Origin of the sequence: Agrobacterium sp. M50-1 (assembly GCF_049843495.1) — a bacterium.
Taxonomy (GTDB): domain Bacteria; phylum Pseudomonadota; class Alphaproteobacteria; order Rhizobiales; family Rhizobiaceae; genus Agrobacterium; species Agrobacterium radiobacter.
The window spans coordinates 221,055-237,564 of sequence record NZ_JBBHZH010000003.1 but is presented as its reverse complement, the minus strand read 5'-3'; the positions used below and the strand labels follow the sequence as shown (position 1 = coordinate 237,564).

16 protein-coding genes are annotated in these 16,510 nt (G+C 59.8%); 5 read left to right on the top strand and 11 right to left on the bottom strand.

Features of this window, described 5'->3' with window-relative positions:
• Positions 1 to 70: 70 nt before the first annotated feature.
• From WDZ78_RS08725 to uppW, 6 genes are all read right to left on the bottom strand, one after another.
• Positions 71 to 982: a homocysteine S-methyltransferase family protein gene (locus WDZ78_RS08725; protein ID WP_026363910.1), complete on the bottom strand. Its 912-nt coding sequence runs from the start codon at positions 980 to 982 to the stop codon at positions 71 to 73.
• 20 nt (positions 983 to 1,002) lie between these two features.
• A complete protein-coding gene (locus WDZ78_RS08720) occupies positions 1,003 to 1,692 on the bottom strand; it encodes an ABC transporter permease (protein WP_425672816.1) in 690 nt (229 codons plus the stop codon).
• A gap of 12 nt (positions 1,693 to 1,704) precedes the next feature.
• Complete coding sequence (locus WDZ78_RS08715) at positions 1,705 to 2,427, bottom strand: ABC transporter permease (RefSeq protein ID WP_425672815.1); 723 nt, start codon at positions 2,425 to 2,427, stop codon at positions 1,705 to 1,707.
• A gap of 22 nt (positions 2,428 to 2,449) precedes the next feature.
• Positions 2,450 to 3,220 carry a transporter substrate-binding domain-containing protein gene (locus WDZ78_RS08710; RefSeq protein WP_003509438.1) on the bottom strand — a complete coding sequence of 257 codons (771 nt, stop codon included), beginning with the start codon at positions 3,218 to 3,220 and terminating at the stop codon, positions 2,450 to 2,452.
• Between the two features lie 40 nt (positions 3,221 to 3,260).
• Positions 3,261 to 4,040 carry an ABC transporter ATP-binding protein gene (locus WDZ78_RS08705; protein ID WP_425672814.1) on the bottom strand — a complete coding sequence of 260 codons (780 nt, stop codon included), beginning with the start codon at positions 4,038 to 4,040 and terminating at the stop codon, positions 3,261 to 3,263.
• Positions 4,041 to 4,214: 174 nt separating this feature from the next.
• Positions 4,215 to 5,573: a Wzy-type polysaccharide biosynthesis protein UppW gene (gene uppW / locus WDZ78_RS08700; RefSeq protein WP_425672813.1), complete on the bottom strand. Its 1,359-nt coding sequence runs from the start codon at positions 5,571 to 5,573 to the stop codon at positions 4,215 to 4,217.
• A 542-nt stretch (positions 5,574 to 6,115) separates the two neighbouring features.
• Here uppW and WDZ78_RS08695 point away from each other — a divergent pair.
• Positions 6,116 to 7,186, top strand: a complete 1,071-nt coding sequence (locus WDZ78_RS08695; RefSeq protein ID WP_020011559.1) for a hypothetical protein — start codon at positions 6,116 to 6,118, stop codon at positions 7,184 to 7,186.
• A gap of 48 nt (positions 7,187 to 7,234) precedes the next feature.
• On the opposite strand, the gene uppG is transcribed toward WDZ78_RS08695, so the two are convergent.
• Together uppG and uppI are read right to left on the bottom strand one after the other, a co-directional pair.
• Entirely contained in the window at positions 7,235 to 8,308 is a 1,074-nt protein-coding gene (gene uppG / locus WDZ78_RS08690; protein ID WP_425672963.1) for a polysaccharide biosynthesis glycosyltransferase UppG, read from the bottom strand.
• A gap of 2 nt (positions 8,309 to 8,310) precedes the next feature.
• Positions 8,311 to 9,381, bottom strand: a complete 1,071-nt coding sequence (gene uppI, locus WDZ78_RS08685; RefSeq protein ID WP_020011561.1) for a polysaccharide biosynthesis UDP-hexose transferase UppI — start codon at positions 9,379 to 9,381, stop codon at positions 8,311 to 8,313.
• Between the two features lie 212 nt (positions 9,382 to 9,593).
• Here uppI and uppH point away from each other — a divergent pair, with 212 nt between their 5' ends.
• Entirely contained in the window at positions 9,594 to 10,505 is a 912-nt protein-coding gene (gene uppH, locus WDZ78_RS08680; protein WP_245259282.1) for a polysaccharide biosynthesis endo-1,4-beta-xylanase UppH, read from the top strand.
• An 8-nt stretch (positions 10,506 to 10,513) separates the two neighbouring features.
• A complete protein-coding gene (uppJ, locus tag WDZ78_RS08675; protein WP_020011563.1) occupies positions 10,514 to 11,458 on the top strand; it encodes a polysaccharide biosynthesis UDP-hexose transferase UppJ in 945 nt (314 codons plus the stop codon).
• 22 nt (positions 11,459 to 11,480) lie between these two features.
• On the opposite strand, the gene WDZ78_RS08670 is transcribed toward uppJ, so the two are convergent.
• Positions 11,481 to 11,729 (bottom strand): hypothetical protein, encoded by a 249-nt coding sequence (locus WDZ78_RS08670; RefSeq protein ID WP_003509419.1) that lies wholly within the window; start codon positions 11,727 to 11,729, stop codon positions 11,481 to 11,483.
• A gap of 154 nt (positions 11,730 to 11,883) precedes the next feature.
• Complete coding sequence (gene uppL / locus WDZ78_RS08665) at positions 11,884 to 12,684, bottom strand: polysaccharide biosynthesis UDP-hexose transferase UppL (protein WP_020011564.1); 801 nt, start codon at positions 12,682 to 12,684, stop codon at positions 11,884 to 11,886.
• 245 nt (positions 12,685 to 12,929) lie between these two features.
• On the opposite strand from uppL, the gene WDZ78_RS08660 reads away from it, so the two are divergent.
• The gene (locus WDZ78_RS08660; protein WP_003509414.1) at positions 12,930 to 13,139 is read left to right on the top strand and encodes a hypothetical protein; all 210 of its coding nucleotides are present in this window, start codon (positions 12,930 to 12,932) and stop codon (positions 13,137 to 13,139) included.
• 24 nt (positions 13,140 to 13,163) lie between these two features.
• Here WDZ78_RS08660 and uppM read toward each other — a convergent pair whose 3' ends face one another.
• Entirely contained in the window at positions 13,164 to 14,786 is a 1,623-nt protein-coding gene (uppM, locus tag WDZ78_RS08655; RefSeq protein WP_425672812.1) for a polysaccharide biosynthesis protein UppM, read from the bottom strand.
• A gap of 260 nt (positions 14,787 to 15,046) precedes the next feature.
• Here uppM and uppO point away from each other — a divergent pair, with 260 nt between their 5' ends.
• Positions 15,047 to 16,462 (top strand): polysaccharide biosynthesis phosphomannomutase UppO, encoded by a 1,416-nt coding sequence (gene uppO / locus WDZ78_RS08650; protein ID WP_425672811.1) that lies wholly within the window; start codon positions 15,047 to 15,049, stop codon positions 16,460 to 16,462.
• Positions 16,463 to 16,510 lie beyond the last annotated feature (48 nt).

The window sequence follows — 16,510 nt, the reverse complement described above, 5'->3', positions numbered from 1 at the left end:
AAAAAAGCGGCAGGTTTTGAAACTGCCGCTTTGATTTATGATGGTGGCGTCAACTGCGACGCCGGGCGCCTCAGGCGGCCGCCCGCCGCAACGCTGTCGCAACCCTGTGAATATGCGCAGCACCAATACCGCAGCAGCCGCCGATCATGGTCGCGCCGGCATCCGCCCAGGAGCAGGCAAAACGGGAATAGACATCGCCGGTCAGATCGGCACGCGTGTCATGCAGCCCTTCATTGGCGGCGGAATCACCCTGCTCGCCTTCAAAGGCATTGGCGTAGACGCCGATTTCCAGGGACACACCCTTTTCCGCGAAGACAGCGGCGGCCGTCTCAACCGCGGCTTTCATGACTTCCGGCTTGCTGCAATTGAACAGAAGGGCGGTCGCGCCCGATTGCGCCGCCCATTCAGCCGCCGCCTTGACCGTTTCACCGGAGCGAAGCGCAGGCTCGCCGCCGACCGCAGCCGCATCATCATTAAGCGTGAAGGAAATCCAGAACGGTTTGCCGGTTGCGGCAACGGCCTCGCGCACCGCCTCGCCCTCGGCGATCAGGCTGAGCGTCTCGCCGAGCCAGACATCGACATGCGGCGCAAGATTATCGACCAGCACCTTCAGATAAGCCTGCACCCGCGTGGCATCGAAATTCTGCGGCTCATAGGAGCCGAAGATCGGCGGCAGTGAACCCGCCACCAGCACCTTGCGCCCGGCGGCATCCGCCGCTTCGCGCGCCAGCTTGCCCGAAAGGGCGATCAGCGATGCGCCGTCCTTCTGAAAACGCTCTTCGCCGATGTGGAAGGGCACCAGCGCATAGGAATTGGTGGTGACGACATCGGCGCCGGCTTCGATGAATTCCTGGTGCACCTGCCGCACGATCTCGGGCGCGTCGATAAGCGCCAGCGCCGACCATTCCGGCTGTTTCAGCACGGCGCCAAGCCGCTGCAATTCGCGGCTCATGCCGCCGTCGAGGATACGGATTGTGCTCATGGTCATAACTCCCTGAATGTTTATCGCCGGACCGGCACCTGCTGTTCGACGAGACCGAAACAGCGGGCGATGATGGCGGTGAGAATGAGATAAAAGACGGTGACGACGATCAGCGGCTCATAAACGAGCAGCGTGTCCTGCCGCACCTTGTAGGCGACGGCGTAGAGGTCCATGACAGTCACGGTGAAAGCAAGCGGCGTCGCCTTCAGCTGCATCACCACCTCGCCGGCAATGGTCGGCAGCGCGATGCGGATGGCGCGCGGCAGCCAGATGCGGCGAATGAGGGTGAAGCGGCCCATGCCGAAAGCCCTGCCCGCCTCCAGCTCGCCTTTCGGCACCGCCAGCAGCGCGCCGCGCAGAACTTCCGCCTCATAAGCCGCATAGTTCAGCGTGAAGCTGACGGCCGCGAAAAAGAACCCTTCGCGCAGCACCGGCCACATGAAGCTTTGCCTGATGCCTGGTATCATCGGCAGAAGCGAGCCGACGCCGTAATAAAGCAGCCAGAGCTGGATGAGCAGCGGCGTGCCGCGGAAGAAGGTGCAATAAGCCCGCGCCAGGATTTTCGCCATCCGCCCGCCGCTCACCTGCGCAAAGGCAAGCCCGATGGCCAGAAGAAACCCGATGCTGACGGAGATGACAAGCAGCGCCACCGTCTGCCATGCACCCGAAAGAAGAAGCGGCCAATATTTCGCGACCCATGAAAAATCCATGCCGTCCCCTCCTCAGGCCAGAGCCGGCTGGCCGCGCTGCACGCGGCGTTCGACCAGCGAAAAAACGAGGTTCGAAACGAGCGTAATGGCGAGGTAAAGCAGGGCGGCGGCAAGGAAGAACAGGAAATATTGCTTGGTGCTGGCCCCGGCCAGCCGCGTCGCGAGCGCCAGTTCCTGATAACCGACAACCGCCACCAGGGCGCTGTCCTTGGTCACCGCAAGCCAGAGATTGCCAAGCCCCGGCAAGGCGTTCGGCAAAAGCGCCGGCAAAACCACCCGGCGGAACCGCAAGCCCGGCGACATGCCGAAGGCGCGCGCCGCCTCGATCTGCCCGTTCGGAATGGCAAGGATCGCACCGCGCAGCACCTCCGTCATATAGGCGCCCTGCACGAAACCCAGAACCGCAACGGCGGCAACGAAACCGTTGACCTCCAGCGGCGGCATGCCCGCCAGCAGCAGCAGCCGGTTGAGACCATCAGTACCGGCATAATAAAGCCCGACGATGAGGATCAGCTCGGGAACGGCGCGGATCGCGGTGGTATAGAGGTTGAGCAGCAGGCCAAGCGGCCTGTTGCCCGAAAGCTTGCCGAGCGCCCCGGCCATGCCGATGGCAAGGCCGATCAGATAGGCGCCGGCGGAAATGGCAAGCGTCGACGCCGCACCCTTCAACAGGGTGCCGCCCCATCCCGGAGGATAAGGAGACAGAAGTTGCAACGTGGTTTCAAGGCTTGCCATATGCGTGACCGATCAGCTTGAATTACTGCCCGTAAATATTGAAGCTGAAGTACTTCTTGCTGATCTCGTCATATTTGCCGCTGGCGCGCACGGCGGCGATTGCCGCATTCAGCTTGGCCTTGAGTTCGGTGTCTTCCTTGCGCAGGCCGCCCGAAACGCCGAGACCGAGGATTTCCTTGTCGTCGGCGACATCGCCCATGTCGGCGCAGCAATCCTTGCCCGCGTCACTCTTCACGAAAGCGTCGAGAACGATGGAATCGCCGAAGACATAGTCGATGCGGCCGGCCGCGAGATCCTGAAACGCCTCGTCCAGCGTCTGGTAGGTCTTCTCATCGGCGACACCGGCAAAATATTTCTTGTAATATTCGGACTGGATCGTCGCCACCTGAATGCCGATGGTCTTGCCCTTGACGTCCTCGGCCGTCGCACCCGCCTTTTCACCCTTGGCGCCGATCAGCTTGCTCGGCGTGTTATAATATTTGTCGGTGAAATCGATGATCTTCTGACGCTCTTCCGTGTTCGACATGGAGGACCAGATGACGTCGAATTTCTTCGTCTGCAGCGCCGGGATGAGACCATCCCAGGACAGTTCCACGATCGAGCATTTTTCCTTCATTTCGGCGCAGACGGCGTCCATGAGGTCGATTTCCCAGCCCTGCCACTTGCCGCTGGCGTCCTTGGCGAAGAAGGGCGGATAGGCCTCGTTCATGATGCCGAAGCGCACATCGGCGCTGGCGGTGAAGGCGGAAAACGCAAATGCCGTTCCGGCAAGCAGCGTGGCGAAGAATTTCATTCAAGTCTCTCCTGTTAAAACGGACTGTCAGGCAAAAGGGTCAATTGGCCAGCGCGCCGGTGAATTCCCGGCAGCGGGCGCTCGTGGGGTTGCCGAACACCTGCGCCGGCGGCCCCGCCTCCTCCACCCGGCCCTGATGCAAAAACACGACCTGCGAGGACACATCGCGCGCAAAGCGCATTTCGTGGGTGACCAGCAGCATGGTGCGGCCTTCCTCGGCCAGATCACGGATGACCTTCAGAACCTCTCCCACCAGTTCCGGATCAAGCGCCGAGGTGGGTTCGTCGAACAGCATCACCGCCGGTTCCATGCAGAGAGCACGCGCAATGGCGGCGCGCTGCTGCTGTCCGCCGGAAAGGAATGCCGGATAGGCGTTTTTCTTGTCATGGAGCCCGACCTTGTTCAGCAGGGCTTCGGCCTTTTCGATCGCTTCCTGCCGTCTGACGCCGAGAACGTGAACCGGGGCCTCGATGACGTTTTCCAGAACGGTGCGATGGGCCCAGAGATTGAAATTCTGGAACACCATGCCGAGACCGGTCCGCAGTTTTTCCACCTGCCGCCAGTTTTTCGGCACGGCCTTGCCGTCGCGGCCGGTTTTTGTGGCGATTTCCTCGCCATTGATGATGACGCGGCCGCGATCAGGCGTTTCGAGAAAGTTCATGCAGCGCAGAAAGGTGCTTTTGCCGGAACCGGAAGACCCGATGATCGAGATGACGTCGCCCTTGTGGGCCTGCAGCGAAACGCCCTTCAAAACTTCATGCGTGCCGAAGCTCTTGTGGATGTCATCCGCCTCGAGCGCGCAGGCGCCTGTATCTGCCATCGATTGACCTAGCCGATCCGTTTTTTTAGTGCCGCCGCGCCGATACCCCTGGGTTCGCGATGCGATTTGCACAATAACAAAGACTTGAGCCGCGCATGTTTAGCGAAAATAGCTGCAGACGCGCGCAACAATCGGCTCTTTTACATATTTGCAACGAAAAATCATTTCAAAATATCACCTGGAACGAACAACCGGGGAAACCTGCCGCCGTTCAGGTATCGGGGCCGCGCCAGTTCTGTCCGGTTCCCCCTCCGCCTCGTCTTCCACGAGGCTGGCATTGGCCTGAAGATGCAGGCCAATCACCGCCACGATGAGGAAGAACCAGACGAACCCGGTGCTGAGGAAAAACAGCGTCTCCAGAAAGCCGTAGAGCAGCACATAAAGCCATACGCCGACATAAAGCCGCGTCAGCGGACTGTTGCGCGTGGCGTCATTCATTTTGCCGAGATACTGCAGCGGCAGGAGATAGATCCACACCATTACCAGCGCCAGGCCCGGCACGCCGCCGGCCAGCAGAAGGTCGAAATAACCATTGTGCGAATCCGGCGCGGTCGTCGCCCAGGTATTGTTCTCGGTGAAACTCGACATCAGGGCGTCGCTGCGCCAGAAGGCCTGATAGCCATATCCGAGGAGCGGGCTTTGGCGGATATAGTCGATGGCGACGGTCCAGATATCCCGTCTGCCGGTAAAGCTGGCGTCAAGCCCCAGCTTCGTCAGCATCTGCGAAAAGACGGGATCGACCGTGGTGCCGACGGTCACCAGCGCGAAAACCGCCAGAAACAGGGTCACGACCGGGTAGCGCCAGCGGGGCCAGCGCAGGATGAACCAGCCTGTCGCAATGATGATCGGCATCAGCCCAAGCGCGGTCTTGCCGCCGGACTTGACCAGAAAGACCAGCGACAGCAACAGCACCGACAGCCCGCCGATGAAGGACCAGCGCTTGCAGAGATAAATACCGACGATGATCAACACCGCCATGACCGAGGCGGCCTCGTTCTTGTGGCGGAAAACCCCGCGCCAGTCCCCCGCCAGCAGCGGCTCCAGCGCATCGCTGGCCTGATGGATCGAGCGCGAGGGCAGCACGGTTATTCCGAAATAGCACAGGAACAATATGATCAGGGCACATGTGGCGAGCAGCGTCGTGAAATGCCGCTCGGTGCGCGGCAATTGCAGGAAGCCACCGGCAAGCACGCAGATAATGGCGCACATGACCAGCCGCCTGAGCGAAAATAGCGGCGCTTCACCCGCAAGCGAGGTCAGGACAAACCAGCCGAAAATCGCCGCCATCAGCAGGCGCGGCATGAAGAGGATGGAAAACGACCGCTCCTTCGCCATGAAGGCCAGGAAACTGAAGAACAGGATGATCGCCGTCAACTGGTTGAGCAGGTTGGACCCGGCCGCCATGGCGGAGCCCTGATAGGTCGATGAGAGCGAGATATAGGGCGAAAAGCCGACCGTGAAATACAGGAAAGTCACGTAAAACAACGCGTCCCGCCAGTAGCCCCGCCCCTGTTCTTCACGCGCTGCATCCATAAGGGGTTTTTCTCTCCCTCTTTCCTGAAGCCACCCGCATTAAAACTCGTGCTTCTCATATTCGATAATACGAATATCCCGCGCAAATCCTATTTTTTAGTTATCCGTGATGCACGGGCAAATAGCACCGCGATTGGTCGCTTTTCCTCGGGAAATCGGAGCCCGGACACAAAGGACAAGACAGAAGCTTGCCAAAATTGACGCAAGACCCCAAAAAATCGCCTACAAAAATTTATCCATATTTCATCCAAAGGTTGCTTGCTTGAGCGTATTTTGTTAACCTCAACCGATGCGACTTATACAGATTAATATCTTGATATTAATATGATTTATTCCAAACCCGATACTTTCGATCCCACCGGATTGCAGGTTTTATATCTATATTAATACATTCAAATATACGCTGCCTATGGTTGATTTCGTCAATGCACAAAAGGTGGGGGCCGACGGTGGACGTTCCGATACACACCCATATGGACGATGGCGATAGCGGTCACTTGACACAACGCCCGGTTCAAATCGGTGTGTCTGGCATCCGCCCGATGCGCAGGGAAGACGTCCCGGCTGTCGAGGCCGTGCTCAACAGCGCTTTCAGAAAGACCGGGCAAGAGCGGAACTTCGATTTCCGCTCCTATATCGAAAAACTGTTTTTCGGCAGTCCCGCCTTCAGTCCGGAAAACGGCAGCGTTGTCTACGATGCCGGGGAGAACGGGGTCACCAGCGTCATCCTCGCCGTGCCCATGCGCTTCGTTGCGAATGGAAAAACCATCACCGCGCGGCTGCTCTGCGCCTTCGCATCGGACGGGAAACGCGGCGCGCTTGGCGCGGCGCGCCTGTCCCGTGGCATGCGGGCATCCAAACACGACATGCTGTTCTCGGATACGGCTTCACCTGTGAGCGCCGATCACTGGGTGGCGACCGGCGGCAACATGTTGCCGATTGAAAGCCTGCAATGGCACAAGGCGCTCAAGCCCTTCTGCACCATTGCCCTGCGCATGCCGCGCCGTTCCAAATTGGCCAAAACCACGCTTGCGCTGACCACGCTCGGTTTCGTCGATGGAATCCTCAGACGATGGAAAAAGGGTCTGCGACCGCAGGAGGCGGCCGGCGCCACGGTCAAAACGGTTGACTACGAAACCTTCCGTCGCAGGGCGCTCACGATGATCGAGCGTTTTTCCATTCGCCCGGAATGGTCTCACGAGGAGTTTCACTGGCTGATAGAGATGAGCAGGGCCAATGAAAGCCTCGGTGAACTGCAAGGCGTGATGATCGAGAATGCCGCAGGCCATGCCATGGGTGCTGCGCTGTTTTTTGGCCAGCGGGGACGAACCGCCTATGTGCTTAATCTCGTCTGCGATGCCGGCTGCGAAAACGATGTGCTCAACACCCTGTTCCGCCATTTCGATGACGAGAACTATGCGCATGTCACCGGCATGTCGCAGCCGTTTCTCATCAATGCGCTTTACCGCCAGAACCACATGAGCTTCCGCCATGACGGTTATTTCTGCATGGCGACCCGGGATGACGACCTCAGGGAAAAAGCGCTGGCCGGAGATATCTATATTGGCGGGCTGTGCTCTGAAAGCTGGAGCAAGCTCATAACAGACTATTGAGGCCTCCACCCGGCAACGGGACGGAGCGCCGACCGGGCACCCTCAAGCCTAGCTGAACCGCCCGACATTGGCCGAGATGAGATGGCGCAGCGCTTTCGCATAACGTTTGGAGCGCGTCTTGGCCGCCAGCGCGCTGGTCCAGTCCACCATCGATCCGTTGATATCGAAATCGCCGAGCTGTCCTTCCGGAATATCGCCCTTTTCGATGCGCTCGACGATGGAGGCGAGCGCCGCATAAAATTCCGGCGAGCGATAGGGCGGATGCAGCGAATACATGCCCTTGCCCGTGCCGAGAAAATCGAGGCGATAAACGCCGGCGCGCATCATGTTTGTGCTCAGCACTTCCTCGGCGGGCATGGAGACCGGCTGCTGGTTATAGGCATAAGAGCGGATGCGTCGTTTGACATCGGGCCTGAGCAGTTCCAAAGAACCGATCCGTTTCGCAAAACGGTCCATGTCGATCAAGAAAAGCCGGGTGGAAACGGTGGCGAAACGCCAGGTGGGAATGCGCGACGGCAGCTTGCGCGGCTCAGGGATGTTCTTCACGCCGGGCATGCCGACATGGCGGGAAATATCGAGATCGCCGCGCACCGTCGGCGGCCCGGAAAAGGGCGTGATGCACAGCGCATCCGGATTGGCCTTTTGCAGCGCGATCGCCTCGGCGAACCAGCTCTGGCTGCCGCCGCCGAACATCATGTCGCTGTCCATATGCAGCACATAACGGGCATTGGCGCGTTTGATACCATGGAAATAGACATGGAAGGGCCCGCCGTCGAAAGCCTTGGCGGGATAGGGAATGGGTGAGCGGGAAAAGAAGGTCTGCGTCACCGCGCTGCGCGCCGCATCGCTGTAATCGACGATATCCACATGCAGATGCGGATAGTTGGTCTGCATTTCCTCCAGCATGTCGAAGAGACGCTGGCGCGCCGCGTCAAAACCGTTGCCCTTGTAGCGGCCGGCGCCCACCTGGCCCGTATCGACGGTCAGGAGAATGCGATCCACCTGTCCGCCCCAGACCCGCAGCTGATGCGGCAGGGTCAGGGCCGCATGCGGGGCATCGAAGGGATGGAGGTTGATTTGCAGCGCCTTTTGCACGGGAGGAAGCGGCATTTCAGCATTCATAGTCATGCACCACGGTTCCGGAATTCATTAATGACGGCCATCATGGGTTTTTCGTTGAAACTCCAGTCCAGCGGCAGCGGCCGGTTGGCGGTGCCGTCGCGGCGCGGATAGGCCCAGCGGATCCAGCTATATTGATCCGAAATGCCCCATGTGGTGATGGAGGAAAGCGGGCCGCCTGCAGAAGCTGCTTCCAGAAACTCGCGGACCTGACCGGTGATCAGCATGTCGCGCTCGGCCTCCGGCGACGGCAGCGTCTGGTCCATCACGTCCAGTTCCGTCACCAGGACGGCAAGACCGTAACTGCGCATTTCCGTCGTGAAGGCGGCAAGCTCGTCCTTGGCGATCGGCCAGCCGCCGCGCAAATGACCCTGCAGGCCGATGGCGTTGATCGGCGCGCCCTTTTCCAGCAGTTCGAGGATGAGATTGCGGAAAGCGGCGCGTTTGGCCGGCGATTTCTCGGCGGCAAATTCGACGTCATATTCGTTGAGCACGAGCTGCGCCTTTGGATCGACCGCATGGGCGATCTCGAAAGCCTTCTTGATGGCGTCAGGCCCCGCGCCATAATACCAGGCATCACGCCGCGCACGCACATTGCCCGGCACGTCGGGGATCGGTTCGTTGACCACGTCCCAGCTGTGGATGACGTCCTTGTATCGCTCCATCACGGTAACGATATGGGTCTCCATCAGCTTCTCGACCTTCATGCCGCCGCCAATGCTCGCAAGCCACGGCGCGTTGGAGGCATACCAGATCAGCGGATGGCCATGCATGGAAAGCTTGTGCTGACGCGCGAAGTTGGCGATTGCATCCGCAGCGGCGAAATCGAACGCATCAGCCGAAGGCCGCAGGACCTCCCATTTCATTTCGGTGACGGGGGTGATGCGCGAGCAATATTTCACCACCGCCTCGCCGATGCGACTATCGGCGGCAAGGTCAGGCAGGTAGACGGCCGCGCCATAGGGGGCGGTTTTGATCGTGGCTTTCTTCTGCGCGGCAAAGGCCGGGCCGGCCACGGCATGCAGCAGGCCAGCGCTTGCCGCACCACCCAGAAAATTCCGCCGCCCGATCCGCATCAACCCGCCTCCGCAACCCCGGCGCATCGGCGTCCGGAAGGACGCACCGCGCTTTCATTCTCAAAACATAACATTCCAATCATGCCAAAAGGATATTAAAGATTTGCAAGGTTAACCGACGTTATACCACGTCATAATTGGTGAGCCCGGCTTAATGCGGTAGTAACTTCACTGTGAGAATGCTTGGGCCGCCCCTCATGGAGTTGAAAAGCTTGGTCTCCGTTTCGATTGTCATTCCCGTTCGCAATGGCGAGCGTTACATCGTGGAAGCGATCGAAAGCGTGTTGCTGCAGGGCGGTACCATCCGCGAAGTGCTTGTCGTCGATGACGGCTCCACTGACACCACCGCGCAAAAGGTGGAAGGTTTTTCCGATCCGCGCGTAAAACTTCTGGCCCGGCCGCAGGGAAGACAGGGCGTTTCCGCCGTGCGCAATTTCGGCCTGTCGCAGGCGCGCGGCGAATGGACGATGTTTCTCGATGCCGACGACCGTCTGAAACCGGGCGCCATCGCAGCGCTTTGCGCCGGCATTTCCGGGCAGGATGTCGTCGCCGTCTATGGGGATTACGAGCGCATCGATGAAAACGGCGTCAAGATCGGCCGGCGCAATCTCATCCGCCGCCGGGAAAAGCCTGACGGTTTCATTCTCCAGCCGCTGCTCGGCGGCAATTTCATCGTCAACGGCGGCATCATGCTGGTCAGGACCCGCATCTTTCAGGACTTTGGCGGTTTCGACGAGACCTTGCGTTATGCGGAAGACTGGTACGGCTGGTGCAGGCTCGCCGCCGCCGGCCGTTTTGTCTATCTGCCCGGCCGCCATGTGCTCGATTACCGGGTGCACAGGACAAGCGTGATGATGAACCGGCTTTTGACCTTCCGGGATTGCGAACCGGCAATCGAAGCCGTGTTTTCCGATCCCGCCATCATCGCAGCCGTCTCCCCGCAGGAACTGCGGCGGCTTCGCCGCAAGTCGGAAAACCACATGAATGCCTATACCGTGGCGCAGGCCTTCCGCGCCCGCCGCTACCGCGAGGCCTTTTCGGCGCTGGCCGATACCTTCCTCAACCGCCCGCGCCAGAGCCTTCGGGCCGTCGTTTTTTCCGCCGCCGCACTTGCCGGAATTTAGGAGTTTCCATGTCCGAGATCATGCCGGAAGCGGTGGTGTGCATACCGAGTTTCCGCCGGCCGGAAGGCTTGAAGAAGACGCTCGCATCGCTCGCAGCCCAGAAGGTCGATTTTCCCTTCGCCGTCGTCGTTGTCGATAATGACGGCGCGGGTCAGCAGGGTCTCGCCGTCGCACGCGCCTTTTTCGCCGAGAGCGGCATGGCCGGTCAGGCGCTGGTGGAGCCGACACAGGGCAATTGTTACGCCATCAACACGGCCTTCCGCACCGCCCGGCAAAGTTATGCTTCGGCTGAGTGGTTGCTGATGATCGATGACGACGAGGCCGCCTCCCCCCAATGGCTTGCCGAAATGGTTTCAGCGGCAAAGTCCTTCGGCGTCGATATCGTCGGCGGACCGGTCAACCGCGAATTCGACGCCCCGGCTTCCAAGGCGGTTTTATCCCATCCGCTGTTCGGCTCCATCGAGGCGCCGACCGGCCGGGTCGAGCAAATCCACGGATCGGGCAATTGCCTGATCTCCCGGCGGGTGTTCGAAACCCTGCCGAAACCGGAATTCGACGTGCAGTTCAACTTCCTCGGCGGCGGCGACATGGACTTCTTTACCCGCTGCCGCAAGGCCGGCTTTAAATTCGCCTGGAATGCGCAGGCCGTCATCATCGAATATGTGCCGGAAAGCCGCATGGCGCCGCGCTGGATCATGGAGCGCTCGCTCCGCACCGGTATCATCAATTACAGCATCGACCGCGCCCACCGCCCCGGCCTGAAGGGCGGACTGCTGCTTGCCGCCAAAAACGCCGTCAGCCTGTGCCTGTCGCTGGTCCGCGCCATTTCCGCAGGCTTGAAAACCGGCGCATTGCTGCCCGCCACCCATCCGCCGCTGATGTCCATCGGCCGCGTGATGGCGAGCCTTGGCATAACGCTGACGCCTTACAAGGCGCCGGCGAAGAAGACCTGAAGTCCAATCACTCCAGCCATGGTTAGTTCAGGGTCTTTTCCCTGCCGAGCGAGATTGTATTTATGAGCCGTTTCTGCAAACCGAACGACGAAAAGGCCGTCGCAAGGACGAGCAGCGGCACGAGCACCGGCCAGAAGAAACAAAGGACAATGCCGGTTACCCGATAAAAATCCCAGCTCTTATCGCGGCGGGCGCCTTCGATATAGGTCATGGCGAGAGAGGTAACGGTGCCAATTCCATATATGAAAAGAGAAATGGACGTAATCACCATTGGCGGCCTCGAAATATCTCTGATTCGAATAAATTTATAATATTTGTGCAGTGTAGCGCACCCGTTCGCAGTTGCAACGGGTTTCGGCGGCGAAGCGCATCGATTCAATATGTTAGAGAAATCTCAAATTATCGGGCGGGAGAGGCGCGATGCTCTAGCGATTTTGCCCCGACGCCCCGAAGCGGTACTTCAGCAGTGAATATATGGCGATCGGATTGGTCAGCAGGTAACGTTTTCCAAGACGCTTCGGCTCGAGCATCGCCCGGTAGAGCCATTCCAGCCCCATATCCTGCATCCATTGCGGCGCCCGGCTGTTCTTGCCGGCGAGAAAATCGAAAAGGCCGCCGCAGGTCTTGATGACAGCGATGCCGGAAAGCCTGTCCAGATTGCGCGAAACGAAACGCTGCTCCAGCGGTATGCCGAAACCAACCCAGAGAATATCGGTCCCGGATGCGGCGATATCAGCGAGGATCGCCTCTTCCTCGGCCCGGCTGAAATAACCGTTGCGCCGCCCGGAAAAGACGAGGCGCGGATAGAGCCTCTGCATTTCCTCGACTGCCGCACGGTTCACGTCTTCAGAACCGCCGAGGAAATAAAACCGGCTGCCCGTCTCTTCGGCGCGCTTCGCCACCGCATGGACGAGATCAGTCGTCGCGACCCGTTCCCTCAATGCCCTCGGGCAGAATTTGCGGGAGAAGATCACCAGCGACATGCCATCGGCGTGTATCTGGTCCGCCTGCCGCAGCATGGCGTCAAATTCCCGGTCGTGATGGCAGAGCGCGATGACCTGGCCGTTCGCCGATGTCGAATAAAATGGCCGTGCACCGGCGACGCGCGCCGACGTCGCACGCAGGATGAAGTCCTGCGCCGTTTCATCAATGGTCGCGTCAGTGATGGGCAACGCCGCAAGCGGAATAACCGGCCAGACCTGACCAGTCCCCTCCGCATCCGGCATCTCTCTCCCTGTCATGATCTGTCCGGTGTCCAAGATAGGCATCGTTTCATTGTTATATTCACGCTTAGGCATAGGGTATAAGGCTTCAAACACTACGAAGAACTATCATTAATATTTTTATAAATCCCCGTATGCGGCAGGCATTTTACACGCCTGAAGGTTGTGCGCCACATTTTCTGCCTATTCCGGTTTTTCAGCCGATGGGTTAAGGGACGCGAACATCAAACCACGGAAGGGCTCCGGCCATGGAAACAATCTCGATCGACAATCGCGGCGATTTCGGCCTCTGGGCGATAGAGCGGGCAAAAGAAATCGTCGCCAACGAGGCGTCCGATCTTGCGATTTCGGTTCGCGACGGTGACGAGGCCGGCATTCGCGACGCCGGCAATGCGCTGGGTGCTGCCATCGCCGCCGCCCTGCTCGAAGTTTATGACGGTCTGATTTCGGAAGAATAACGCGGGACGAAGCCGCCCTACGGCTTAACGCGCCGCGGCTTCCGCATGATCATCCCGGCGCAGATAACCCCAGAGACCAAGCGCCACGGCAATTCCGAGACCGAGGAACAGACCTCCGACGCCACCGGCAATCAGGAAGGTCAGCTTGCCGGGCGGCCAGCTTCTGGAATTGGGTGCGACCGGCTGCGAAATCACCCGCACATTGGTGGAATCGATCGACTGCTGTTCGGCCAGCTGGCGCGAGCGGGTCAGATAGGTCTCGTAGATCGCCGCCGCCGAGCGGGCGTCGCGATCAAGATCACGCAGCCGCACCTGGGCGTCATTGTCGGTAAAGACATTGGCGCGTTCCGCCACGGCCTTCAGCCTCAGCGCATCCAGCGAGGAGCGCGCTTCGGCGACATTGATCTTGGCCGCCTGCAGGATGCGCCGCGCCTCGTCCGCCATGCCGCGTTCCAGCATTGCCCGCTCCGCACCTGCGGTTGCAAGACGCGGATGACGGGCGCCATAGGTCAGCGTCATCGCGCCGATCTGCTGCTGCAGGGTGCTGTATTGGGCGCGGATGGTGTTCATGGTCTGGCTGTCGAAGATGGCGTCGCTCTGGGTGCGGTTCTGGGCAATCGCCGCCTCCATCTGCTTGAGACGCGATTCTTCCTGGATGAGGCGCTGCTGGGTCGCAAGCACCTGCGCATTCAGCTCGCCGGATGCGAGATTGCTGACGAGCTGGCCATTATTTTCCTGCAGGCCGTTCTCGCGACGGAAATCGGCCACGCGCTTTTCGGCGATGGTTACATTCTCGCGCATTTCCTCGAGCCGCTTCTTGAGATCGTCGACGACACGCTGGCTGCTGTCGGAGGTCGTCTGGAACAGCTCGCTTTCGAAGGCCTTCACGATCGCCTTGGAAACCGTCACGGATTTTTCCGCGTCATTGGTCCAGACCGAAAGCGTCACGACAAAGGAACGCGGATCGCGTTCCGCCGCCACCCTGTCGCCAAGCGAGCGAAGCGCACCGACCCGGTTGTCGCCATCATCAGGTGCGGAAGAAAACATCGCCTTCAACCGGGCAAGCGGCGGGGGCGTTATGAATTCACGGTCCTGATCGAGCTTCAGCTCGTCCACCACCCGCGCCAGCACGTTGCGTGAGGTGATGGTGCGCAGCTTGCTTTCCACCTCGAGGATCTGCGTGTCGCGCTGCTGGTTGGGCGAAAACACCCCGTCATTGACGACATTCAGATTGGAGGGATTAACGACGATATCCGTATAGGCCTTGTAGCGCGGCGGCGTCATATAGGCGTAGGTGAGTGCGCCGGCGACGCAGAGAACAATCGCCAGCACGATCCAGACGATGCCTTTGCGAAGCCAGAGGATGACGTCATCCACACCGATCCTGTCGATATGTTTCAGACCGGGCAGCGCAGCCGCCAGACTGCCGCTCGGCGAAGCCGTCTTCACCGGCGTCTCGGCCGCAGCCGGCTCGGCAGCAGCAGCAGCCGGTTTGGGCTCAAGATGCTCCTTCAGCACCGTGCGCTCGAAAACCTCGTCCTCATCCACCAGATCGTCCAGCAGGGAACCATGGGATTTCGCGGCGGGCGCCGTTTTTTCATCGAGCGGACGTGCCTGCTTATGTCCCGCCTTTTGAAGCCTGTACATCAGCCAATCCAACTCGAACGAACCACAAAAAAGGCCGGCAACACATGGTTCTCATCGTCGCCAGAGCCGCTATCGATGGATAAGTTTAAATATGACGGGTGAATTTTAGGTTACCCGCATTTATTTGCACCATCATCGCCTATTCGCGGCCGCCATGAAAGGGATGATTGACTTGAATGGATCGATACGGTTCTTTCAGGCGTTATATTTTTACATTATCCATTTGACCCTCAAAAGATTTTATCGAAACGGAGTTTGGCATGAGCCTGAAATTTGGAACGAGCGGCCTTCGCGGCCTCTCTGTCGATCTGAAAGGAAAAGCCTCGGCCGTCTATGCCACGGCATTTGCAAGGCACCTTCTCACATCGGGTCAGGCAAAGGCGGGTGATCCCATTCTCGTCGGCCGCGATTTCCGCGATTCGAGCCCGGATGTTTCCGCCACCTGCATCGCTGCGCTGAAAAAAGCCGGCCTGACCCCGTTCGATTGCGGTGCGGTGCCGACACCGGCGCTGGCGCTTTATAGCCTTTCGCTGAAGGCGGCAGCGCTGATGATAACAGGCTCGCATATCCCGGCCGACCGCAACGGCATCAAGTTCTACCGCCCGGACGGCGAAATCGATAAGCAGGACGAGACGGCGATTGCCGCTCTCGCTGCCGAAATCGAGGCGGAGGGCGTAAGCGCCGAGGCGGCGACGGCGGAGGACCATTCCGGCATCTCGGCCGAACTATTCTACGAGCGCAACATCGCGCTGCTGCCTGAAAAGGCGCTCGCCGGCCTCAAGATCGGCGTTTATCAACACAGTACCGTGGCGCGCGATCTCTTCGTCGATGTCCTCGCCCATTATGGCGCCGATGTCGTTCCGCTCGGTCGCTCCGAAACCTTCATCCCCGTGGATACCGAAGCGGTTTCGCCGGAAACGCTGGCGCTTCTCAAAAAATGGTCGCCGGAGCACGGTCTCGACGCCATCGTTTCCGCAGACGGCGACGGCGACCGCCCGCTGCTGACCGATGAAAACGGTGTGCCGCTGCGCGGCGACCTCATCGGCCTGATCACGGCCAACTTCCTCGATGCCGGCGTGGTCGTCACCCCCGTCACCTCCAATTCGGGCATCGAGGCAAGCGGCTCCTTCGACGTTATCCGCACCAAAGTCGGCTCGCCCTTCGTCATCGCCGGCATGACTGAGGCGCTCGCCGCCGGCAGGAACGGCGTCATGGGTTTTGAAGCCAATGGCGGCCTGCTGACGGCCTCGGCCTTCACACTCAACGGCAGGCCGCTTTCGCCATTACCGACGCGGGACAGCTTCTTGCCGATCCTCGCCGTGCTGCTTCTCTCGGCCGAACAGAAAAAGCCGCTGTCGCAGATCGCCGCCGCCTATAGGCTGCCGGTCGCCGCCGCCGACCGTCTTGAAAATTTCGCGCAGGAAAAGAGCGCCGCCCTGATGACGCATCTGCGCGCCTCGCGGACCAATCTCGACGCCTTCCTCGCCCCGGTCGGCACCGTCAAGGCGCTGAGCGACATTGACGGCCTGCGCGTGGCGTTGACCGATGGCAGCACCATCCATTTCCGCCCTTCCGGCAACGCGCCGGAAATGCGCTGCTACGTCGAAGCCGCCAATCAGGATGAGGCCGAAACGCTTCTGAACAAGGGGCTCGATCTCATCCGTAATTTCGGGTGATGTTTTGCATGATGCCGGGCTTGCCCGGCATCTGTCCTCTTTGACCTG